Here is a 22,419-nt window from a genome sequence, read left to right on the forward strand (position 1 = left end):
CGCTAGTGTATTCCTTTTTTCTTAAAGCGTCCGCCCTTCACATCGTGAATGTTACCGATCGCAACGAAAGCGTGCGGATCCCAATCTTCAACGATGCTCTTCAGCTTCGCTTCCTCCAGTCGGGTGATGACGACGAAAATCACTTTCTTGCTTTCGCCTGTAAAGCCACCTTCACCTTCCAGATAAGTTACGCCCCGTCCAAGACGATCCGTCAGGGCATCCCCGATATCACGGTATTTTTCACTAATAATCCAGACCGATTTGGACTGATCTAGACCTTCAATCGTAATATCAATCATTTTCATGGCGATATAATAAGCAATCATGGAATACAGGGCATTTGGCCAACCGAACACAAAACCTGCACTTCCCAGAATGAATATGTTAACGAACAGTACGATCTCACCGACCGAAAAAGGAGTCTTTTCACTGACGAGAATAGCTACGATCTCTGTTCCATCCAGCGAACCGCCGGACCGAATCACAAGACCCACCCCAACACCGAGAATGACGCCCCCAAAAATAGCGCCGAGCAGCGGTTCACCAGGAGTCAACGCACTTACATTGTGAAGTAACGCGGTTCCAATGGACATAACGACGATACCGAATAATGTGGATAAAGCGAAGGTTTTACCAATTTGTTTGTAGCCGATAAGTAAAAATGGAAGGTTCAACAGGGTCAGGAAAATACCGAGCGGATAGCCAGTAATCTTGGAGGCCATAATGGAAATACCTGTAACGCCTCCGTCAATAACGCCGTTAGGAACTAGAAATATTTCCAATCCCACTGCCATCAGAGCTGCACCAACTACAATCATGGCTGCACGCTGAAACAGGCGTTTTACTTTGTTCTTCGGATTAGCTGGAATTTTGCTGATCTTGGTCAACTCTCCGGTCACATCTGTAATCTCAGATAAACTTTGGACTTCCTTGCTCACTACACTCATATATAAATCCCCCCGTTACAGTATGATATATTGGACAAAAAAGGGGCTGCTATCCGCAGTCCCCTATTCTTTACCGCGCTATTTATATAAATAGTATATCACAAAACTGTGATTTCGCGCAAAAAAGTTAGCAAAGAGCACATAAATCACAATAAAGCGGGATTATAGCGATAAAAACGGCGAAAATCGCCTTTATAGGAGTGGAGAGAGCATGCGAGTTAGAATTTCAGCTGTTTTCTGAGATCTAGGCCGTCTGCGGAACACGTTTAAATCTATGCGTGAGGAGTTGGAAATGTCCTCTACAAAATCTGCCGAAAGCCGTTCCAGCGCTGAATTAGCAAAAACTACAGCGGTCAACTCAAAATTATAGAAAAAGCTGCGCATGTCCATATTGGCGGTCCCGACCGAGCCGAGTAAATCATCGACAATCACCACTTTGGCATGAATAAATCCTTTTCGATATTGGTAGAACTCCACCCCTGCCTCCAGCAGTTCCTGTACATAGGACAGAGACGCCAAATGAACTAACTTCGAATCGGACTGATAGGGAATAATAATTTTCACATCTACGCCACTGACTGCCGCCAGCTTGAGCGCCTCATAAATGCCCGGATCGGGAATAAAATACGGCGTCGTAATCCAAATCCGCTTTTTGGCAACTGTGAGCGCCCCAAAGCACATTTCCTGAATCGTATCCCATACCTGATCGGGACCGCTGCTCAAAATCTGTACTTCCTCATCCCCGGTACAGGTATGTGGAGGAAATAAATTCACATCCATCAGTCTCTCCCCTGAGGCCAGCTTCCAGTCACTAAGAAACGCATTTTGTAGAAAATAGACGCTATCTCCTTCAATCTGCAAATGCGTATCCCTCCAAAATCCTACTTTGGGGTATTTTCCGAGATAATCGTCGCCTACATTAATCCCTCCTACAAATCCAACCATGCCATCTACCACCACGATTTTCCTGTGATTGCGATAGTTAATCCGGCGGTCCAGTGTGGCGAAAAACGGAGGTAGAAAATAATGAAATTCCACTCCCGCCTCACTACAGGTGCGAATAAAGGAATAGGGTAAATTGTAGCTCCCCACACCGTCTACAACGAATCGTACTTTTACTCCCTCACGTGCCTTGCGGATCATGACCTCTTGAAACTTTCTTCCGATTTCGTCGGCCCGAAATATGTAAAACTCCACATGGATATGATGTTGCGCATGTTCCATCGCTGCCAGCATGGCCTCGAAGGCTTCTTCACCGTTCGTCAGCACACGTGTGCGGTTACATCCAGTCAACGGGTTTTCCGACATACGAATTAACTGGTTAAACAGGCGCTCCTGATGTTTGAAATGAGGATTATGCATTTGCTCCACATGTTCAATGACCTTGGATTGCGCCCATAGACGCTCGCGGAATTCACGAAACAGCTGCGATCCCCCTTTTCGAACCACTTTACGCTTCTGATAATCCTGTGCAACAAAGTAGTACACGACAAAGCCAATGAGCGGGAAGCAAAACAAAATAAAAAGCCAGGCTACCGCTTTGGACGGCTTGCGAAATTCAAAGAGCAGGATCGTCCCGGTCTGAAAAATAAAAACAATTAAAACCAACAGCAACCACAGCATGTCTAAGCCTCCTTATATATCTCAGGATTTTGCAAAATCCTCATCTACGTTTTATACTAAGCTCCAATTTTTTTGACATGTTTGCCTCTTAAGCTGAATAGATAGTAACCAAGCACTATAGGAGCGATGTCCGGAAAGGAGCGATTATGAAAAAAGGAAGCCTAAATCGCCGGATGACCCTGCTTGTTATTCGGGATGCACAGCAACCGCCCAAGCAGCTACAATGCTCTACAGCCGCTGTCATTCTCGTCCCGACTCTTGTGATCGCGTCTATCTCTACGCTCGTGATCGGGCTGCAAATCCGTTCTTCCCATATTATTTCCCAAATGGAAACGAATCTTGCTGTCCAGAGTTTGCAGATGGAGGTCACGGTAGCGGACAAGGATGCAGCCATTGGGCGACTACGGCAGGAAGTCATGGAGCTGACAAATCAAGCCACCCATATTCGTGAACGCCTTCAGCGCGTAACGGAGCTAGAACAGCAAATGCAGCAATTCATTCGTAAACACGGAAACTCATCTGCCACAAGTAACCATAAAAAAAACATGACTCCGCTCTCCTGGGATGCTTCTGGCCATATTGGGGGTGAGCTGATCGCAGTACATGAAAATACTGCCCTCCTAACCCGCCAGGCAATGGATGATTTTCAGGAGATCGAATCTCTGTTGGACACGGTGGAACGTACGGTTCCCCGCTCTATTCAGCAAGCAAATGCCGTACAGCAGAACCTAGAGCGCAAACAAGCCGCACAGCTACTCCAGACCCGTAGGCTGGCTCTTGCCGAACAAGGGAATCCCTCCGTTTGGCCTGTAGGTTCACGGCGAATGACCTCCAGCTTCGGTTATCGCAGCGACCCTTTTACGGGTAGATCTGCCTTTCATTCAGGCGTGGACATTGCCGGACAAACCGGTGATCCTGTCTATGCAGCAGGAGCAGGCACCGTCTTAGAGGCTGCTTCTAGCGGAGCCCGCGGCAAGTGCATCATCATCCAGCATCCTGACGGACTCCAGAGCTGGTATATGCACCTGAGCGGCATGCAGGTGGCTCCGGGAGATCGTGTCCACAAAGGACAGACCATCGGTCTGTTAGGAAGTACCGGGAGAAGCACAGGACCTCATCTTCATTTTCAGATCGTCAAGCATAACCAACCTGTCGATCCATTACTGTATGTACAATGAGGACTTTTCAAAATCCTTACAATAAAAGATTGGGGGAAAACCATCATGTTCAAGGAATCCAAAAAAAAGCTCTCCGCCCCAGCTATGGATACACTGCTCGCTAATGGCACCAGCTTTGAAGGTACAGTTGAGGCAGAGGCCAATATTCGGATTGACGGTCATTTTCAGGGCGATATCCGCAGCACTCGTACTGTCGTCATTGGAGAATCTGCTGTGGTACGTTCGGACATCATCGCACAAGACGTCATTCTTGCCGGTAAGGTGTTCGGCAGCATTACTACAGAAGGACGACTGACCATTACGCCGACAGGTAAACTGTACGGAAATACCGCGACCGCTGCATTGATCATTTCTGAAGGCGGTGTACTGGACGGCACAAGTCAAATGAATCGGACAAAGGATGTAGAGTTGTCAACTTCTACAGATGAGTCAAACGACGAAACCCAATCTAGTTTCAGCAAAGACAGGGAGGACAGCCCAGCCGATCTGCAATCCGAAGCAGGATAAAATCAGTATACACTCACTCCTTTAAATCCAGTGCATTCTCCATTCATTCCATAATATCCTCCACTCTGCGTTCCAAAAATAATTGGTACACCTTGCGTATGACGATTTTTCCGCACATATACAATGGAATCACCAAAACAATACCCAGAATCCCGAGCAGGTCGCCACCAACTAACAGTAAAATAACGACAGTCAACGGATGAATATCCAGCTGCTTGCCAAAAACAATAGGTGACAGCCAATTATCCTGAATTTGCTGTGCAGCAATCACCACGACCAGCGACCAGAGCGCCATCGAAGGTGATTCGAGAAATCCAATGATAACCACAGGTATAGAAGCAGCCACTGCCCCCACATAGGGAATAAAATTAAGAAAAATCGAAATAACGGCGAGCAGCAAGGCATAAGGCAAACCAATAATTAAAAATCCAAGGAACATCATCACACCCAACGCGACATTGATCAGCACCCGACTGACGATAAAGCTGCTGAGTGCACTATCGATATCTTCCATAACCTCCAATGCGTCCTTGTGATATTTTTTAGGAAAGAAGTTTAGCATTTTAGGACCAAACTTGCTCCCTTCCTTCAGCATGTAATAGAGCAATATGGGAAAGGTAGCCAATACGATAAAAAAGTAGGACACGAACGATACCAGCTTTACCGAATAATCAGACAGTGCCGAAAAAGCTTCGTTCAACGTATCTGACAGTTGTGACAGCGGGTCTTCACCCGGAGGCAGCACTTGTCTCAAGGATTGATTATGCCGCCATTGGCTCAATTGATCAACCAGACTTTTAATGAGCTTCGGCGCATTTTCAAATAAATTGGTTACTTGATCACGCAGCGTAGGCCACACACCCCATGAGAAAACAAACAATAATACTCCAATGACCAAATAAATCAGCAAGATGGAGATAGATCGTTTGATTTTTCTCCGTTCCATTACATCTACAATCGGCCTCAATAAATAATAGAGGAAAAAAGATAGCATTAACGGTACAACCAGCAAGCTGACCAAGGATACGAGAGGACTAAATATAAAACTTACTTTGGTACCCAAGTAAATGATGAGTAATAGCATGACGATACCTGTAGTTACACGAAAAAAACGATTATTTTGCAGCATACCATGCGGCCCCCTCTGTTCTGTTTCTCTCTACCTCTTTAAACGCAAAATGACCCTATTGATTGATTCTTGCTGAAAATAGATTACAATATACCCCTGTACGCAGAATGTGTAGCAAAAATGACCTAGTTACAGGATAAAATAGTGTTATATGAGGATTTTGCAAAATCCTGAAATAACAAAAGGACGTCCAAATGCTAGGCATTTGAACGTCCTTTGTATTACTCTGAGGCACTTCGATTTAGGTTGAAACATCCCGTTTTACGAAAACCACCCAGGCGATGGCGATAAAAATCACATAATAAGCGGCCAGCACGGTGAGCGAAAAGGTTAGACTGGAACTTACCGTACCCGGCGGCATATCTAAATACTTTTTCAGATCCATATGCGTAAATAGTACGTATTTGGTCCATTCAAAACGATCTGTGCTGAACAAGCCAATAGAGTTATAGACTGTTTTGGTGAACATCATGAACAGCGACAGCCCAATCGCCAAGGCACTGGAACGGAAAACTGCGGACAACATAAAAGCAAAGGCCATAGTCACGAACAAGGCGATATAGCTATACAAAAAGTTCAGCGTTACGTAAGATTTCGGATCACTGAGCAGCGGAACAGAACCCGCTGGTGCATCCTTGGATAACATCAGCCATGAGGACAGCGTAACCATCAAGATCAAAATGATCGTTCCGAGCAAACTGAACAAAATCACGGATATATACTTGGACAACAATATTTTGCTGCGAGTCCAAGGTCGGATGAGCAGCAGCTTAATCGTTCCCCAAGTAAATTCACCAGCCACCGAATCAGCAGCTACAATGACTGTAAACGTCGTATTGAGGAAAAATGTAAACAACGTCGTCAACGCAATTCCATCCCACACACTGACCTGATCGGAAACCAGAGAAATCAGCATCGGAATCACAGCAGTGATAACCGCCAGCAACCCCAGCATAATCCATGTGCGCACACGCAGGTAAATTTTCAGATTTTCGTTATGTACCAGCTTGAAGAAATCAGCCAATGAACCCGCCTCCCGTCACTTCCAAAAATTGATCTTCCAGCGTACGGGCAACCGGGCGAATCGCATATACTTTAACTCCGTTCGCAGCCAGCAGGCTGTTCATCTCTGCGATCTGTTCCCGCTCCAAGTGAAGCAGCAATTGATTGCCTTCGACGCGTCCTGCTCCAGCAAGCGCATAAGCTTGTTCGGCATCATTTACCTCAAAAGCAATTTCCGCCGTCTGCACTTCCTCCCCTGTATTCTTCAGTTGCTTGATATCAACCAGCCGTCCGCTCTGAATAATGGCTACTCGGTCGCACATCAGTTCCATCTCGGACAACAAATGGCTTGATACGAATACAGTAATTCCTTCCGTACGGGTCAATTGACGCAAATAATCCCGCAGTTCACGAATACCCTGCGGGTCCAAACCGTTGGTCGGCTCGTCCAGCACAAGCAGCTTCGGTCGATGCAAAATCGCCTGAGCTACCCCAAGTCGCTGCCGCATCCCGAGCGAGTAGGTTTTTACTTTATCGTGAATCCGGTTTCCGAGTCCCACCAACCGAATCGCTTCATCCACGCGCTCTTGGGTCACTCCAGGAGACATCCGCGCAAAATGCTGCAAATTTTGATAGCCTGTCAAAAACTTGTACATCTCCGGGTTCTCAACAATCGCGCCGACATGGGAAACCGCCTTTTCAAAATCGGTGTTAATGCTGTCTCCACAAATATGAATATCTCCCTTGCTGATCGAAATCAGGCCAACCATCATACGGATGGTGGTCGTTTTTCCCGCACCATTGGGCCCAAGGAAACCAAATACCTGCCCCGCCGGTACCTCCAGCGTCAGATCATCCACGATCGCTTTTGAGGAAATGATTTTACTCACACCCTCCATACGTATGACGGGAACCTGTCCTGTCGCTTGCTGCATGCTATGAAACTCCTTCCATCCGGAGTGAAGCTGTGATCCATTTTACTGTACATTTCCGGTTTTGGAAGTATTATACCATATTTAACCTTTTAGAAACACCACGCAACCTCTATTCCTTGTCCTTGTATATCCAAAGCACCCGCCATTTCTCATCTTCCTGCGTCACATAACAAGGCTGTACGATATCAAAATTACCGAATCGGGTCTTGTAATGCTGAGTGACCGTAATACGGTAAACCTCCCCTAACTCTTCTCCATTTTGATCGGTACGAATGTCATATTCAGCCTGCGGCTCCCCCAGTTCAAACGTGAACGTATCCGTCCCCATATCCTGCATAAAAACATGCGCACGCTGCTGTACATACGTAGATTTCTCGAATTTCTTTTTCATTTGCGAATGAAAAAGCTCCCATGAACCTCCGAAATTTCCCGATTGCTCCATCGTGTAGAACTCGTTCAGTGCTTCTACCGCTTGATCGCCATCGCCTGTAGACATGACCCCACGCAGACCCAGCCACAGCAGCCATAACAATCCACATATAATGGCAAAATATAATAGCTTACGGACGAACGCCGAAGCCGCTCTCCTTCTAAACAGCACACATTGCCCCTCCCTCTGTTGGACTATACCGAATTCTCTACAGATGTATGTGGGACAAGCCTTTTTTAGAAGACTTTAGAAGAAAATAACGGGTGATCTCCCCATAGGGCACCCGCCTGCGTAAGTCTGCCTAAGGTAATATGGCAGTGGTAAGCAAATGTTTCTCCATCACTCCATGGATACGCTGGCGTTCCTGCTCATCCACAATGTAATAATACACACCGTTGATTTTACGCCCATGTCCCTTCAGTTCAACGGTATCCGTCTGCTTGAGGGACGGACCGATCCGGGTCAGGAAAGTGGTCATATCGTCAAAGGTAATATCTGTGCGAATCTGCTCCCCCGCTGCTTCCAGTATCGGTTTTACCCTCAACAGCCCTTCCTTGCTGATGGACTGGGCAAGAATTTGCTTGAGTAGCTCCCGCTGGCGGGCATTTCTTCCGAGATCCCCACGTGGATCATCGAATCGCATACGGGCGTAGGCCAACGCCTCAGCCCCGTTCAAGTTCAAATTACCCTGTGCAAAATGATAGCCCTCATATTGAAAATCTAGTGGATTATGAACCTCGACTCCCCCCATAAGGTCCACCATTTTCGCAAACCCTTCCATGTTCATCTGTACATAGTAATCTATCGGATGGTTCAAAAAATGCTCTACCGTACGAATCGACATATCCACCCCCCCAAAAGCAAAAGCGTGATTGATTTTGTCCTCACGCCCTCTGCCGATCAACTCTGTTCGCGTATCGCGCGGAATGTTGAACATCAACATAGAGCCTTCGGCAGGGTTAACAGACAAGACGATCATCGTATCCGATCGTCCTGGATCGTGAGACCGCCGATCTACGCCCAGCACCAGCACGGTGAACGGCTTGAACTGGGAGATGGCTGCCGGATTGGGTGTAATTGATCCAGAGTCTGTATCTACGGATCGCCCTGCTCCGCCCGTTGCAAGGGTAGAAACCGCCCCAGGCTGCACGATGCTGCGCGGATGATACATCGCATTCGCCGCTGTTTTAAAAGAATGATACACATAAGCGGTGTAGGCAGTAGCCCCTATGACCAATAACGCCGCAGCCCCCAATGTTATCTTCAGCCACCGTTTCATATGCAGCCTCCCCTTTACGGATTTACTACAGACTGATGACGATCTACATCCAGATTGTTCATCTGTGGCCTACCGACAGAATAGTATGCAAAGACGGATTGTCTGATTTGCTCCTCGCTATACACATTGCGTCCATCGATCATAATAGGATACTTCATAAGCTCATTCAGCTCACCCAGCCCGATTTCACCAAACTCCTCCCATTCCGTCAATAGACACAGTGCGTCGCATCCCTCTGCTGCTTCCCGTGCGCTATCTGCCCACGTTACTTCCGAGCTGTCCAGCAGTCTGCGGAAGTTAGCGGTAGCGATCGGGTCATATGCACGGATTTGCGCCCCTGCCTCCAGCAGCGACTGCATAATATCCAGCGCCGGGGCATCTCTTACGTCATCTGTATTCGGTTTAAAGGCCAGTCCCCATATACCAATCGTTGCTCCTTCCAGATCACCCAGCGCCTCTTTCAGCTTACGAATCACGTTAAAGCGTTGACCCTGATTCACTTCCACCACAGATTTCAGCAGCTTGAATTCATAGTCCACGTTGCCTGCAATTTGGATTAGAGCTTGTGTATCCTTTGGGAAACAGGAACCCCCATAGCCGATACCTGCAGACAAAAAGGAGGAGCCGATCCGCTGATCCAGCCCCATACCGTGTGCCACACGTGTAACGTCTGCGCCCACCTTTTCGCAAATATTTGCAATCTCATTAATAAACGAAATTTTGGTCGCCAAAAAAGCATTCGACGCATACTTGATCATCTCCGCCGAACGGATATCTGTGGTTACGATATTTGTCGTCAACGGCTCGTGCAGTGTAGTCAGCACAGCGGACACATGCGGATCGGAAGCTCCGATGATGATTCGATCTGGCTGTAGGGTGTCTATGACTGCTGAACCTTCGCGCAAAAATTCAGGAACCGAAGCCACACCAAAAGAATAGTTTGTGCGGCTCGCAATCCAATTTTGAATGCGTTCGTTCGTTCCGACAGGCACCGTGCTTTTGGTGACAATGACTTTGTAGCCATTCATGGCGTCTGCCACCTCGCAGGCTGCTTCTTCAATATAGGACAGGTTCGCTTCCCCGCCCGGCAGTGAAGGCGTGCCGACCGCCAAAATAACAATTTCAGCCGCCTCTACCGAAGCTGCCGTATCTGTTGTAAAGCTTAGTCGGCCTTGTTCTACATTATCTTTAATTAGAGCCTTTAATCCCGGTTCATAAATCGGCACCCCACCTGCACGCAGCTGAAGAATTTTGTCCTCATTCTGATCTACACAGACGACGGTATTCCCGAGTGCGGCAAAACAGACCCCCGACACCAGCCCCACATACCCCGCACCTATTACACATAGCTTCAAAGCAACTCCCCCTTTTACATGCTGTCTCATTGCATCCTGCTATTACCGACTTCACTTCTCTATATCTCTTCCTGCAAGCCGATTTTGATAAAGCGTAAGCCGTTTGTTTTGCCGATAAGATTTTAGAAAACGGTATACATATATCGGATTGTTGTAGGCATACCTCTTCCATAATCGCTTCGGTTCGCAGATCAGACGATACAGCCACTCCAGCCCCAGCTTTTGTACCGCTAGCGGCGGTCTGCGAACCTTTCCAGTGATATAGTCAAAGGCCGCCCCTACTCCAATCATCACGCCACGGATGCGGTCTTTGTTTCGATGCATCCATATTTCCTGCTTCGGGCAGCCTAAGCTGACGAATATGATATGCGCGCCGGACGCATTAATTTCATCAATGATCCGCTCCTCCTCATCTGAATGAAGCTCACGAAATGGTGGTGAAAAGCTGCCCGCGATGCGGATTCCAGGGTAATCCTGTCTTACTCTTTCTTTTAAGCTATCCAGCGTATCTGGCGTACTGCCGTAAAAATATATACTCACCTTCGTCTGCGGCGCACGTTCGCACAACTTGAGCATCAGGCTGGGACCATCTACCCGATCCTGACGCTCAAATCCGTACAGCTTGAGTGCCCATACCAACGGCATACCATCTGGAGTACACAAATCAGCTTGAGTGAGCGCTTCGTGGAACTCGGGATGATTCCCCGCTGTGACAATGGAATGCGTGTTGCAAATACATACATAGCCGTCCTTTCGTTCGACTGCCCATTGTTCCAGCGTGTGTACCGTTTCCTGAAACGTAAGTGCTGCAATATCTGCATCCGCAATCCTTCCGACTCTATATTGGGGCAGCTGTTTCATAATCATGCTCCTCCATCGCCTCGCTATATATCGCCATCAGCTGCTTCACATTCACTTCTTCCGTATAGCGTGCAGCGTAGTTTTCCGACACCTTCTGTCTCATAGCTGCATAGTTTTCATAGGCTACTGCACAGCGAATCACAGTCTTTATATTTTCCAAATCATCATGTTGAAAATGGAAACCCGTCACCCCGTCCTCCACGACTTCCTCCAGTGCGCCGAGCCGGCTGCATAATACCGGAGTTCCAACAGAAAAAGACTCTACAATGGTCATGGGAAATCCTTCATACCAAATGGAAGGCACCATGACATACATGGCCCGGCTCATGCAATCCAGTACCGTGTCTCCATCCTGCTTACCGAGAAACCGAACATCTTCCTGCGGATAAGCAGCGGCCAATTCAGCCTTTTCCGGACCATCTCCAATGATGACCAGTCTCAATCCCCCCCGATCTTCCAACTGTGACCAGGCTTGTAGCAGATTGCGAACCCCTTTTTCAGCTGAAATCCGCCCCACGAACAATAAATAACGATCATTGGGGTCATATTGGGTTTTCACTGTTTTATGATGGACAAAATTCGGCTTTACCGCGATACGATCCAGTGGAATACCGCTTTCGGCAAATTTGTCCCGTGCAAATTCCGTCAGCGCAATATAGCGACTTACCTTGTGCTGCCATGTGCCGATCAAATCGTTCAACTTAATCATCGCCGCTACCGGAATCGTCTGAAGCTGTGAACCTCGATAGCATCCATGACGGATGGAATGCAGCAGCGTGCCGTGCAGACATTTTTCACAAACCTTATTCCCTCGCATAAAGGTTGCCGCCGGACAAATCAGCCTGTAATTATGCAGGGTCTGGACAACCGGAATCCCCAGCTTTTCACAAGCATGATAGACCGAAGGGGATATAACCGGAAAAAAATTATGCACATGCACCACATCCGGCTTCACCTGTAAAAGCAGCTTCTTGATTCTTTTGAATTCCGGCAGGGACCATACCGCCTCTACCGCCAGCTTTGCCATGTTCGCTAGCCCTCTGCTTTGAATGCTGTCGTTGTGCACATAGTAATGCTCTGTCTCTATTCCTCTTGAACGCAGCATAGCCGATTCTTGCTCGACAACCTTGTCTTCTCCCCCGCTTTGCTGATAAAAGTTATGGATGATCAGCACCTTGCTTACAGGAGGGTTCATCTGTCTGCTGACCTGTTGGCTCACGTGGCTGCCCCTCTTTCCTGCGTTGATTGCATAGCGTGGTTAGAATTCTTGGGCTTGACCCCTTGATGGCTTACGATTTCATCTGCGATGCGATCCCACGACATACGCTCGACCGTAAGAAAAGCCTCCTCCGCCATACTTCGTCTCAGCTCAGCATTATCCAGCAAAGCGCCTATTCGACCAGACCATTCCTCTTCTGAAAAGCTTCTCAGCATCACCCCGCTCACTCCGTCCTCAATCAAGGTAACCGAGCCCCCGTTTACCGAAGAGATAATCGGGACGCGAAACAGCATACTTTCCAGCAGTACCATACCAAAAATATCGTATTGGGTCGGAAACAGCATCACATCCGCCGCTCCGTAAACCTGCCACAGATGACGTTGTTCCACTCTTGTAAAATGTATAATACTGTCCGTTATTCCCAATTCATGAGCATATGTCCAGTAGCGATCTGTGTCTGTCTTCCGTCCATCTCCGACCATTAACAAAAGGCAGCTAGGATGCTTTTGGAGCACCCTTTTGAACGTAGTCAGCATAAAACGTATATTTCTCCGTTCCTCCAGCACACCGACATACAGCAGCACCGGACGATTTCCGATTCGACGCAGCTCATTCGCGACCTCACGGTTTTCCTCACTTTCTCCGCTTATGTCTTCACTGTTGTTACTGGTTTTACTGTTGAATGCTCTCTCTACTTTACTGCGATCCAGTCCGACTCCAATCGTAACCACGTTGTCAAAACCTTTATTCTCCAGATAGCGCTTGGCAAGATCGGATTTGACATAGGTACGGCGTAGAGATTTTGTTACCTTCGGCAGCAGCATAATATCGTACAGTTTGCGGATCAGCGCGTGCGTGTTATCTCGGTATGGGCCGTGATACAACGCCAGCTTATCAGGACATTTGCGGGAAAGCAGATAGGTCATGATCTGGTTGTATTCTGTAGTAATGACCAGACCATAAGCATCCAGAAAAGAATCTTTGAGAACATCTCTGTAGATGCTGTTGCTTAGGAACTTAAACCCGTGGAGCCAGATAATACGCAAGGTGCATCCTTCGTGACGGTAGACCTGTTCCAGATGGGTTTCCTTACGATCGTTGTAGTAAACAATGTCGCAATCATAGCCTTTTCGAACGAGTGCTTTGCCCAAACCGACTTCCTGTAAATTGTATGAGTCCCCGTTCACCTTGCTGGCAAAATTGCGGAGATACAATATTTTTCGAATCATCATCAGGGCTCCTGCCATTTCATATTGAGTGAGTTATGGAGCACGGAGGGTTCAGAGAACGCTGCGCGTTCCATTTGATCTTCCGATCGCTGTTGCAGTGGGATTCCTGGATATATAAAACATTCCGAGGTAGGAATCCCACTGCAAAGGCGAACGCTAGCGCTTCTTCAGATTCAAATGGACCGCTCCGCTGCTGACCACCGTGTCCATAAAGTCACCCCATTTAAAAAAAGGGAATGCTGGGTATGAAGTGCCCTCGCTGCGTGGATACGCGAGCAAATGCATGCAGGGCGCTGACCTCGTCGAACAGCTTGTGAGCTTGGTACGGTTATGGCAAGCTCACAAAACAACATGGAACTACTACCGCTAGCTGACCAAGATGCCTTAACTATGGCTAGACTGTCGCCTGTCCAGATTGTTATCCACCGGACCCTGTCACCCTGACAGAGAACTGTACAGAGCATTAATTACGCCGGGATGCATGCCCGGCATAGAAGTTCTAGGCGATAGGGCGAAGCTATCACCAGGCGGCTTTTACCTTCCCCACCCAATAGGCTGGGGGAAATTCTTTTTGGCGGCGGTGGGTAGCGGAGGGTAAGGATTTGAATCTGGAGAAGCGGCAGCGTTCGCCTTTGACGAGGGATTCCGCCCTTTTACAGGGCCTATTCAATCTAGGGAATCCCTAGTCAACAGCGATCGGAAGATCAAATCCGTCCCGCAGCGGACTTCCATCCACAAAAGTCGCTCCAGGATCAAATCCGTCCCGAAGCGGCCTCCCCCCTCCAACTTGAATGTTCCCGTTGCCTCTCCTCCGTCATCTGCATATTAAAATGATCTGCCCCTTTGAGCTGGGCAGCTGCCATATCTGCCACTAGAGTTACACTCGATTCCATCGGCACAAAGCGGTATTTGTAAGCTGTAAGCCGATGATCGGTTTCGTGAAATAAAATATCCTGAGCGTAATTCCCCCATCGGTCCTTGGGCATCAAATCAATGGTCATACCGGCATGCGCAGAGGGCAGCAGCATATTAGAGCCGTGGATGCCGATCACTAATCGGCTGGCTGCATATACCTTGCAGACCCGCAGCTCACTTTCCCGGTCGAAGCGTGTGACACGCTCATCAGAAATCCATGCCGGGAAGCTCCCGGTACGCCCAAGTCCAGCGACTGTAAAGCGATGATCCGGGAAGCTTTCTCTCAGCCTGCGGAACAACCGTATGATTTTACTGCGCTGATGATAAATTAGCGGTTTTAGCCCACGTTTGAGCTGCGGAAATTTCTGTACCGCTCTTGCGATATGATGGCTGCCGCTCCACAAGCGGTCTTCCCTCCATACGAAGGTAATGCGCGGCTCCGGTTCACGATCCTCGTTATAACGGGAGACACCTGTAAACTGCTCAATATCAAACTGATTGGGATGTGAATACGCCGGGCTGACATACACCTCATCAAAACGCATCAGTTCCTCAATCATCCGATGATGTAGTACAGGATAAAAGTTTCGTGCCCTGCTGAACGGCACATCAACCGTCCAAATTTCAGACACATATGCTGGTACCATCCACTCCAGCGACTTTTGCACAATGACGATGATGCCCAGGTCCGACGATTGCTCGTATTCGCGTTGCACATTGAGCAGCTTGAGCAAAGCATGACCATACAAATAATCCATTGTGTTGACGATGATTACACGTGTAGAAGCTTTCATTTTATGCACGGTCATGCCGACTGCTAAGTCATAGGAAGGATTCATCAACGATTGTCGCAAAGGTTCTCCGAGCCATTTTCTCGACTTCGCATCACCGGTCAGAATATAGTCAGGCATTTCTACACGATAAGGTGAATACGTAGCATGGCCGACCCTCATGTCCTCAAGATATTCGCGTCCGCACCCCTCACACATAGTGCTGACACATACATGGATTCCCTGCCACAGCACCTCTCCACCACGTACCTTACCTCCACAATGCGGGCACTGTTCCTCATGCCGAACAAACGGTTTAATGGGTATCATGATTGTTCTCTCCAACTTTCGGTACTGTAATATGAACACGCCAGAAGGTCAGGATGGACTTCATCATCCAACCCAAATTAGATTTAACTTCCTTAAACAACAAATCTAATAGAAATACAGATATCGTAAAGGACAAAATCGTCGCCACTAACGACCCTCGGACACCAAGCAACGGGATTAGCGCGTAATTGAAAGCGATATTCGTGACCGCCCCCACCACCGAGGTCAGCAGCGTGTATCTGAACAAATTTTCATTGGTAATAAACAAGCTTTTAGCAACACTGAAGTTGGTGAAAAACAGACGAATCGCGAATAGAGACAACAGCGAACCTGCTTCGGTAAATTCTCTCCCATACAGCACAACCACTACCCATTGGGATAGAAAAAATAAAGGTACCGAGGTCACAAGAAAGCATATAAACATCAGCCGATACACCTTGGACAATGTCTGTCTGTATTCGTCGCTTCCTTTCTGCTTGGAACGTGTCACCACCGGAGCATAAGCCGTTGTCAGAACGACCGGAATGAAGCCCAACACTTCGATGAGTCGGAGTGCAACGGAGTATTGCCCAACCGCAGCGTTTCCCAGCAGTTCACCGATAATGACTTGATCAATCCGTGCCTGTACATATACAGCGGAGGATGACAATATGAGCGGCCAGCTGTGATTCATGATTCGCCGAGCTGTGGCTAAACGGAACGTCCATTGGTTCACGCGTCGTCCTTCCTTACGGAAGAAATACAGCAGCAGTAGGCTTCCCAACAGAAACTCTCCATGAGCACACAACGCCACCATCCATATCGGAACACCCGATAACAACAAAATGATTTTGACAGTGGAGCCGAGAACAAAAGCGGTATTCTTGGCAACGACCGTGTATTTGGACAGCATCTGCGCACGAAACCAGTAGTCGATGATATCAAACAATTGAAATACCGAGGCCGTAGCCAAGATCAGATTGATCAACCGCACCGAACTGTCTTCCGGTCTGAGTAGTGAAATGAAGGAATAGGACAGTACAATGGCTATCAGAGTACCTAACAATTTCAACAGAACCGCCGTACCCAATAGCTCATGCTCATCCTTGGGGTCTTTGACAAGATCGCGTACTAATATAGAATCAAAGCCAAGGGTCGTAAAAATCAGAAACATCCCGAAAAAGGATTCCGCATAATTCCACTTTCCCAGTTCCTCTGGTCCCAACACTCTCGCCATGATGATGCTGACTGCCAGGCCGAACACCATGCGAATCATTTTGTCACCGAACAGCCAGGATGTATTCACCAGCAAACTTCTGCGCGGTTTGGCGCGTTTTTCGACTAATGTCATAGGTTTTACTCCATCTTGAAAAAATGACCTTGCGTACAGCGAAGAGACCCCCCGCCCAGGCGGATGGCCTCTCCATCTCTTACACGACGACAGAAGCTTCAACTGCAGCCTGCCTTTTTACCCGCTCCAAGTCTGTATCCACCATCATACGAATGAGCTGCTCGAAGCCTACTTCCAATCGCCAGCCCAGCTTTTCTTTCGCCTTGGCACAATCGCCGAGTAATAGATCTACCTCTGCCGGACGGACAAATTGAGGATCGATCACGACGTAATCCTCATAATTTAAACCTACATGGGAAAAGGCAATTTGCAGCAGTTCACGCACAGAATGCATTTCTCCCGTGGAAATGACGTAATCATCCGGTTGATCCTGCTGAAGCATCAGCCACATCGCCTTTACATAATCCCCTGCAAAACCCCAGTCTCGCAGTGAATCCAAATTTCCCATGCGCAGCTCTTGCTGCAACCCCAGCTTGATACGAGCTACCGCATCCGACACTTTACGCGTTACAAATTCCAATCCTCGACGTGGGGATTCGTGATTGAACAGAATGCCAGAGCAAGCAAACATATCAAAGCTTTCACGATAGTTCACTGTAATCCAATGGCCGTACACTTTGGCAACACCGTAGGGACTACGTGGGTAGAACGGGGTCGTTTCTGTCTGCGGTGTCTCCAGCACCTTACCAAACATCTCGCTGCTTGACGCCTGGTAAAAGCGCGCTTCCGGTTTGGCAATTCGAACCGCCTCCAGCATATTGGTGACAGATAATGCTGTAATCTGCCCTGTAGCCAACGGCTGCGGCCATGAGGCCGCTACGAAGGATTGAGCAGCCAAGTTGTAGACCTCATCCGGGTCGGACTGCCGGACGGCTTCAATCAATGAAGCCAGATCGGTCATATCACCGGAAAGCCAGTGGATGTCATTCTGGATATGCGCTACATTTTCAAAGTTCGGTGTGCTGGTTCGTCTGCGCATCCCGTACACCTCATAATCTTTGGATAGCAGCAATTCAGCCAGATAGGACCCGTCTTGCCCGGTAATTCCTGTGATCAGCGCTTTTTTCATTCCAATTCCCCCACCGTTTTTTTATTGTTCAACCAGATCCAGACCTTGAAATGCCTGATACACAGACTTTAATCCCTCTTCTAGTGAAATACGCGCCGACCAGCCCAGCCCGGAAATTCGGGATACATCTACCAACTTACGCGGCGTTCCATCAGGAGCGGAGGTGTTAAAGGTAATTTCTCCCTCATAGCCGACTACATTCTTCACTCGCTCAGCCAGCTCACGAATGGAGATATCCTCACCTACGCCGATATTTACAATTTCATTTCCCTCATAATTGTTCATTAGGAATAGACAGGCCTCAGCCAAATCATCAGAATGAAGAAATTCTCGCCGCGGCGTACCAGAACCCCATACTTCTACAGTCGGAGATTGATTCAGCTTGGCTTCATGAAACTTGCGGATGAGCGCAGGCAACACATGAGAAGTCTGGAGATCAAAATTGTCGCCCGGACCGTATAAATTCGTCGGCATCACAGAAATAAACCGGGTTCCATACTGACGGTTGTAAGACTGACACATTTTAATCCCGGCAATTTTAGCAATCGCATAGGCCTCATTAGTAGGCTCCAGTTCACCCGTGAGCAGATATTCTTCCCGTAACGGCTGCGGAGCAAATTTAGGATAGATACAGGTAGAACCTAGGAATAATAGCTTACTTACATTTGCCCGGTATGCCGCATCAATCACATTTGTTTGTATAAGCAGATTGTCACGGATAAAATCAGCCGGATATTCGTTATTCGCCAAAATCCCACCAACCTTGGCCGCTGCCAAAAATACATAATCCACAGGCTCTGTTTCAAAAAAATGATCTACTGCCTCTTTATTACGTAGATCCAGCTCACGGCTTGTGCGAGTAATAATATGACGGTAACCCGCTTCCTGAAGCGCTCGGACAATAGCGGAACCCACCAGTCCGTGATGCCCTGCTACATATATGTTGGAATGAAGATCCATACTTATCCCCTACCTTCTTCGTGAAAATGAAAGACTTTAATACGCATCCTTGGAGCCTAGCAGCACACGAAATGTTTTCAGCATAATAATCATATCTGTGCGGAAACTGCGTCTGGATATGTACTCCAAATCCAGTTCTACCATCTGGTTAAAGCTTAGATGATTACGGCCGCTGATCTGCCATAAACCAGTGCAGCCCGGTGTAACCGTCAGACGCAGCTTATCCCTCACTGTGTAATCATGGACCTCTCTTGGCAATGGGGGTCTGGGTCCTACCAGACTCATCTGCCCACGCAGTACATTGAACAGTTGTGGCAACTCGTCGATGCTCGTTCTGCGAAGAAAGCGACCCACACGGGTAATTCGGGGATCGTCCCGCATTTTGAACATCGCACCCTCAATTTCATTTTCCACCAGCAGTGCAGATAATCTGGCTTCGGCATCAGACACCATGGAACGAAATTTGATCATGCGAAACGGCCGCTCATTTTTTCCAATACGTACTTGATAAAATATTGCACTTCCTTTGGGGTCCTCCAGCTTAATCAGCAAAATGACAAGCAGAAATACCGGGCATAGCACGATGATTCCAATGAAAGACAATATAATGTCCATGCTTCGCTTCACGAACGGGTATACGTTCCATCCTTGCCGCCGTTCAAGCCCATGAGCGACCGAATAAACATCCACTGACGCACCCCGCACTTCGACCTCATTCGAGCGGGAAGAAGACACGTCTCATCACCTCGCTCCTTATTAATAAGTATTATTTATACACTGTTAAAAGAATTTTATATACTCTCATTTTCCTCCTTTTTATTCATGTCAGATTGCGTTCCTCCATCCCCCGCTCGACACGGGTATTCGAACGCTTCACATTATTAAGTACTACGCCCAGAATGCGCGCCTTTACTCTTTCCAAATTCGCTTTTGCTTTCTTGACGACATCCTTTTTGACCTTCCCTGCCTGCACCACCAGAATGACTCCGTCACACATGGCGCTTATAATGAAGCCATCCGGAAAGGACAGCAACGGCGGTGTATCCATTAGGATCACGTCATAATGTTCTTTCAGCTCAACCAGCAGAGCATTCATTCTGCGGGAACTGAGCATCTCGGACGGATTGGGCGGGTTCGGTCCGGCTGTAATTGCATGCAGATGGTCAATCCCGGTTTCTTGAACCACATCCTGCCATGCCTGTTGATTGGCAAGCACCCGTGTCAGCCCTGTATGATTACGCAAACCAAACATATGGTGCAAGGAGGAACGGCGCAGATCCATATCCATAATCAGCACCTTTTTCCCCTCTTGCGCATAGGTTACAGCCAAATTGCTAATTGTGACCGTTCTGCCTTCACCCGCCTGAGCGGACGCCACCATCATAACCTCAATCGGCTCGTCTATAGAAGAAAACTGGATGTTAGTGCGAAGCATGCGGTACTCCTCCGAAACGGAAGACTGAGCATGTAGGGATGTAACGAGCTGATTATTGATTAATCGCGGCATATTGCCCTTCACCTACCTGTTTAGGAGTTGTAGTGGAGCTGTCAGAGCGTTTATCTTCTTTTTTCATTTTCGTAATCAGGGCTAGGGTAGGCAGACCGAGTTCTATTTCAATATCCTCTTCATTCTTAAATGTATCATCCAGTACCTCCAGCAGAAACGCCAAGCCTATTCCCAACAATAAAGAGGTGGCAAAAGCAATAAATATCTGTATAGTGGCATTACTGTTCACGGGAACTGCTGGATCATTCAGACTGGCTTCGCTTAGGATGGTGACATTGTCCATTTTCATGATAGAGGGGATTTGCCGTTTGAATACTTTGGCTACCGCATTGACGGTTTTCACAGCCTTCGTATACGATAAATCGCGGATTGTTACATCCATGACCTGTGAATCACCTGCGGTGTTCACTCTTAATTTTTGCGCCAATGCTGACGGAGTGACCTTAAGGTCGGGGAAGCTGGCGACCACCTGATCCATAATCGCCGAGGAGATCATAATTTGCTTATAGGAGTTCGTTAAGGCTATATTCGTTTGAACTACACTGTAATCGACGACACCTGCACGATCCGGTCGTGGCGTCTGGTTGATAATGAGCTTTGCGGTAGCTTCATAAATCTGCGGGGTAAAATACATATTTTTTATGCCCACTACAGTACATACTAGCAGTACGATGCTACCAATCAACCACATTCTTTTACGGATCAAACGGATGTACTCTTTCAACTGCACAAGACCAGTCCTCCCTGATTGACTTGTTTTCGATGCAATAACGCTTGTACTGATCCTCTGCATAACGGGGAAAAGAACGGTGCATGACCCTCTAATCTATAGTAAAATGTTGTATAATAGCGCATAGAAGGTCTAGCCAGCGAATAAGCACAAAATGCTCATCATCGGTGGCCTCTTAGGGTATATAAACGAAGACATCAGTGAAAACTATTAAATAAAGATACGTTATGTAACTTACATAACTAATTTATGATACAAAACGTATCTTGTCAAGCGTAAACTTGCTTTTTTACCTTTCTTAACCTTGCCTTCAGGAGGAAAAACGGATGAATTATGGCACCCGCATCGCTGAATTACGAGAACATAAGGGATTAAAACAAGAGGAACTAGCACAATCCCTCGGAATTACGCGGGCAGCTCTTTCTCACTATGAAAAAAATAGGCGCAAGCCAGATTTCGAGATCCTGACCAAGCTCGCTGATATTTTCGGGGTAACGATTGACTACTTGGTGGGACGTACGAGCCATCCGGCGGCAATATTGGACTCAGATGTGAGGGAATTTGTGGACCAGCTTGAACTGTCCGATGAGGATATTCTGCAACGTTTCAACCTGACCATTGATGGACGCACCTTGTCTGAGGAAGAAGCCAAACGTTTTATTGCATTTGTCCGAATGGAACGAATGATGGAATAAAGAAAGCGGCCGACTGCTTCACGTCTCGCTCAAGTAAGACCAGCCGTTGGAATTTACACGCGCTTGTCCTTCCGGTATGTGGTTCCATCCGCGTCGCTTTCTAGCCATTCTGGCATCGTGAACCCACATTGGAGCAAAATGTCCCGGATGTCCAAGTGGATGGCAGCTTTGCCTGCTTTCTGTACGTTGTTTTGAAAAAGAGGGTTGTTCCCCCCTAATTCTGTCTCCTTGTTCATTCAGCACTAACCTCACTTTATTATTCTTGGTCACCGGAAAGAAATTTCCCACAAACCTTGTATGTATAGTCGTGAACAAAACTATTATATATGAATACACACCTGCAATGTTGTCGTCTTATGACGAGAATAAAAAAGGATTTTCTTATTTTTTTCTTCATTATACGTAAAGTATTGGCAAAT

At 47.5% G+C, this 22,419-nt stretch carries 22 protein-coding genes; 3 read left to right on the forward strand and 19 right to left on the reverse strand.

Translation table 11 applies throughout. The features are described from left to right. Positions 1 to 2: 2 nt before the first annotated feature. Both ACEN8J_RS16120 and cls read right to left on the reverse strand, forming a co-directional pair. Complete coding sequence (locus tag ACEN8J_RS16120; protein WP_307348401.1) at positions 3 to 947, reverse strand: YitT family protein; 945 nt, start codon at positions 945 to 947, stop codon at positions 3 to 5. Between the two features lie 192 nt (positions 948 to 1,139). Beyond that, positions 1,140 to 2,570: a cardiolipin synthase gene (cls, locus tag ACEN8J_RS16125; RefSeq protein WP_069011100.1), complete on the reverse strand. Its 1,431-nt coding sequence runs from the start codon at positions 2,568 to 2,570 to the stop codon at positions 1,140 to 1,142. A 146-nt stretch (positions 2,571 to 2,716) separates the two neighbouring features. Between cls and ACEN8J_RS16130 the strand changes: the two genes are divergently transcribed. After that, entirely contained in the window at positions 2,717 to 3,748 is a 1,032-nt protein-coding gene (locus ACEN8J_RS16130) for a M23 family metallopeptidase (RefSeq protein WP_495593711.1), read from the forward strand. A 45-nt stretch (positions 3,749 to 3,793) separates the two neighbouring features. After that, on the forward strand, positions 3,794 to 4,255 hold the full coding sequence (locus ACEN8J_RS16135) for a bactofilin family protein (RefSeq protein ID WP_495593712.1): 462 nt from the start codon (positions 3,794 to 3,796) through the stop codon (positions 4,253 to 4,255). A gap of 43 nt (positions 4,256 to 4,298) precedes the next feature. On the opposite strand, the gene ACEN8J_RS16140 is transcribed toward ACEN8J_RS16135, so the two are convergent. The 16 genes from ACEN8J_RS16140 to ACEN8J_RS16215 all read right to left on the reverse strand — a co-directional run bounded on the left by ACEN8J_RS16140 (position 4,299) and on the right by ACEN8J_RS16215 (position 21,305). Further along, positions 4,299 to 5,384, reverse strand: a complete 1,086-nt coding sequence (locus ACEN8J_RS16140) for an AI-2E family transporter (protein ID WP_495593713.1) — start codon at positions 5,382 to 5,384, stop codon at positions 4,299 to 4,301. A gap of 241 nt (positions 5,385 to 5,625) precedes the next feature. Then, positions 5,626 to 6,408: an ABC transporter permease gene (locus ACEN8J_RS16145; RefSeq protein ID WP_495593714.1), complete on the reverse strand. Its 783-nt coding sequence runs from the start codon at positions 6,406 to 6,408 to the stop codon at positions 5,626 to 5,628. Then, the gene (locus ACEN8J_RS16150) at positions 6,401 to 7,321 is read right to left on the reverse strand and encodes an ABC transporter ATP-binding protein (protein ID WP_250259088.1); all 921 of its coding nucleotides are present in this window, start codon (positions 7,319 to 7,321) and stop codon (positions 6,401 to 6,403) included. Before ACEN8J_RS16150 ends, ACEN8J_RS16145 begins: the two co-directional genes overlap by 8 nt. A gap of 109 nt (positions 7,322 to 7,430) precedes the next feature. After that, complete coding sequence (locus ACEN8J_RS16155) at positions 7,431 to 7,922, reverse strand: hypothetical protein (protein WP_495593715.1); 492 nt, start codon at positions 7,920 to 7,922, stop codon at positions 7,431 to 7,433. Between the two features lie 130 nt (positions 7,923 to 8,052). Next, complete coding sequence (locus ACEN8J_RS16160) at positions 8,053 to 9,030, reverse strand: LCP family glycopolymer transferase (RefSeq protein ID WP_495593716.1); 978 nt, start codon at positions 9,028 to 9,030, stop codon at positions 8,053 to 8,055. Between the two features lie 14 nt (positions 9,031 to 9,044). Beyond that, entirely contained in the window at positions 9,045 to 10,385 is a 1,341-nt protein-coding gene (locus ACEN8J_RS16165) for a UDP-glucose dehydrogenase family protein (RefSeq protein ID WP_165144669.1), read from the reverse strand. 51 nt (positions 10,386 to 10,436) lie between these two features. After that, entirely contained in the window at positions 10,437 to 11,246 is an 810-nt protein-coding gene (locus tag ACEN8J_RS16170) for a WecB/TagA/CpsF family glycosyltransferase (RefSeq protein WP_209949657.1), read from the reverse strand. Then, positions 11,224 to 12,465, reverse strand: coding sequence for a glycosyltransferase family 4 protein (locus tag ACEN8J_RS16175; protein ID WP_209949658.1), 1,242 nt, complete (start codon positions 12,463 to 12,465; stop codon positions 11,224 to 11,226). The genes ACEN8J_RS16170 and ACEN8J_RS16175 overlap by 23 nt, the downstream gene beginning before the upstream one ends. Further along, positions 12,462 to 13,694 carry a glycosyltransferase family 4 protein gene (locus tag ACEN8J_RS16180; RefSeq protein ID WP_495593718.1) on the reverse strand — a complete coding sequence of 411 codons (1,233 nt, stop codon included), beginning with the start codon at positions 13,692 to 13,694 and terminating at the stop codon, positions 12,462 to 12,464. The genes ACEN8J_RS16175 and ACEN8J_RS16180 overlap by 4 nt, the downstream gene beginning before the upstream one ends. 752 nt (positions 13,695 to 14,446) lie before the next feature. Next, positions 14,447 to 15,709: a hypothetical protein gene (locus tag ACEN8J_RS16185; protein ID WP_495593719.1), complete on the reverse strand. Its 1,263-nt coding sequence runs from the start codon at positions 15,707 to 15,709 to the stop codon at positions 14,447 to 14,449. Continuing rightward, positions 15,696 to 17,039, reverse strand: coding sequence for a flippase (locus ACEN8J_RS16190; protein ID WP_039269547.1), 1,344 nt, complete (start codon positions 17,037 to 17,039; stop codon positions 15,696 to 15,698). The genes ACEN8J_RS16185 and ACEN8J_RS16190 overlap by 14 nt, the downstream gene beginning before the upstream one ends. A 79-nt stretch (positions 17,040 to 17,118) precedes the next feature. Continuing rightward, a complete protein-coding gene (gene gmd, locus ACEN8J_RS16195) occupies positions 17,119 to 18,108 on the reverse strand; it encodes a GDP-mannose 4,6-dehydratase (protein ID WP_029516209.1) in 990 nt (329 codons plus the stop codon). Positions 18,109 to 18,129: 21 nt separating this feature from the next. Then, a complete protein-coding gene (gene fcl / locus ACEN8J_RS16200; RefSeq protein WP_069012566.1) occupies positions 18,130 to 19,068 on the reverse strand; it encodes a GDP-L-fucose synthase in 939 nt (312 codons plus the stop codon). A gap of 36 nt (positions 19,069 to 19,104) precedes the next feature. Continuing rightward, positions 19,105 to 19,803 (reverse strand): sugar transferase, encoded by a 699-nt coding sequence (locus ACEN8J_RS16205; protein WP_029516207.1) that lies wholly within the window; start codon positions 19,801 to 19,803, stop codon positions 19,105 to 19,107. An 85-nt stretch (positions 19,804 to 19,888) separates the two neighbouring features. Further along, on the reverse strand, positions 19,889 to 20,575 hold the full coding sequence (locus ACEN8J_RS16210) for a CpsD/CapB family tyrosine-protein kinase (RefSeq protein WP_029516206.1): 687 nt from the start codon (positions 20,573 to 20,575) through the stop codon (positions 19,889 to 19,891). Beyond that, positions 20,556 to 21,305, reverse strand: coding sequence for a YveK family protein (locus tag ACEN8J_RS16215; protein ID WP_029516205.1), 750 nt, complete (start codon positions 21,303 to 21,305; stop codon positions 20,556 to 20,558). The genes ACEN8J_RS16210 and ACEN8J_RS16215 overlap by 20 nt, the downstream gene beginning before the upstream one ends. A 326-nt stretch (positions 21,306 to 21,631) precedes the next feature. Between ACEN8J_RS16215 and ACEN8J_RS16220 the strand changes: the two genes are divergently transcribed. Further along, the gene (locus tag ACEN8J_RS16220; protein WP_025720479.1) at positions 21,632 to 22,000 is read left to right on the forward strand and encodes a helix-turn-helix domain-containing protein; all 369 of its coding nucleotides are present in this window, start codon (positions 21,632 to 21,634) and stop codon (positions 21,998 to 22,000) included. Positions 22,001 to 22,053: 53 nt separating this feature from the next. Here the strand turns inward: ACEN8J_RS16220 and ACEN8J_RS16225 are convergent, their stop codons facing one another. After that, entirely contained in the window at positions 22,054 to 22,236 is a 183-nt protein-coding gene (locus ACEN8J_RS16225) for a hypothetical protein (RefSeq protein ID WP_069012564.1), read from the reverse strand. Between the last annotated feature and the right edge of the window lie 183 nt (positions 22,237 to 22,419).

It is taken from the genome of Paenibacillus sp. Paensp38 (genome assembly GCF_059491915.1).

Coding starts and splice junctions, on each gene's coding strand:
- ACEN8J_RS16120 (WP_307348401.1), bottom strand. CDS start 947: ATGAGTGTAGTGAGCAAGGAAGTCCAAAGTTTATCTGAGATTACAGAT.
- cls (WP_069011100.1), bottom strand. CDS start 2,570: ATGCTGTGGTTGCTGTTGGTTTTAATTGTTTTTATTTTTCAGACCGGG.
- ACEN8J_RS16130 (WP_495593711.1), top strand. CDS start 2,717: ATGAAAAAAGGAAGCCTAAATCGCCGGATGACCCTGCTTGTTATTCGG.
- ACEN8J_RS16135 (WP_495593712.1), top strand. CDS start 3,794: ATGTTCAAGGAATCCAAAAAAAAGCTCTCCGCCCCAGCTATGGATACA.
- ACEN8J_RS16140 (WP_495593713.1), bottom strand. CDS start 5,384: ATGCTGCAAAATAATCGTTTTTTTCGTGTAACTACAGGTATCGTCATG.
- ACEN8J_RS16150 (WP_250259088.1), bottom strand. CDS start 7,321: ATGCAGCAAGCGACAGGACAGGTTCCCGTCATACGTATGGAGGGTGTG.
- ACEN8J_RS16160 (WP_495593716.1), bottom strand. CDS start 9,030: ATGAAACGGTGGCTGAAGATAACATTGGGGGCTGCGGCGTTATTGGTC.
- ACEN8J_RS16170 (WP_209949657.1), bottom strand. CDS start 11,246: ATGAAACAGCTGCCCCAATATAGAGTCGGAAGGATTGCGGATGCAGAT.
- ACEN8J_RS16180 (WP_495593718.1), bottom strand. CDS start 13,694: ATGATTCGAAAAATATTGTATCTCCGCAATTTTGCCAGCAAGGTGAAC.
- ACEN8J_RS16185 (WP_495593719.1), bottom strand. CDS start 15,709: ATGATACCCATTAAACCGTTTGTTCGGCATGAGGAACAGTGCCCGCAT.
- ACEN8J_RS16190 (WP_039269547.1), bottom strand. CDS start 17,039: ATGACATTAGTCGAAAAACGCGCCAAACCGCGCAGAAGTTTGCTGGTG.
- gmd (WP_029516209.1), bottom strand. CDS start 18,108: ATGAAAAAAGCGCTGATCACAGGAATTACCGGGCAAGACGGGTCCTAT.
- fcl (WP_069012566.1), bottom strand. CDS start 19,068: ATGGATCTTCATTCCAACATATATGTAGCAGGGCATCACGGACTGGTG.
- ACEN8J_RS16210 (WP_029516206.1), bottom strand. CDS start 20,575: ATGCCGCGATTAATCAATAATCAGCTCGTTACATCCCTACATGCTCAG.
- ACEN8J_RS16220 (WP_025720479.1), top strand. CDS start 21,632: ATGAATTATGGCACCCGCATCGCTGAATTACGAGAACATAAGGGATTA.
- ACEN8J_RS16225 (WP_069012564.1), bottom strand. CDS start 22,236: ATGAACAAGGAGACAGAATTAGGGGGGAACAACCCTCTTTTTCAAAAC.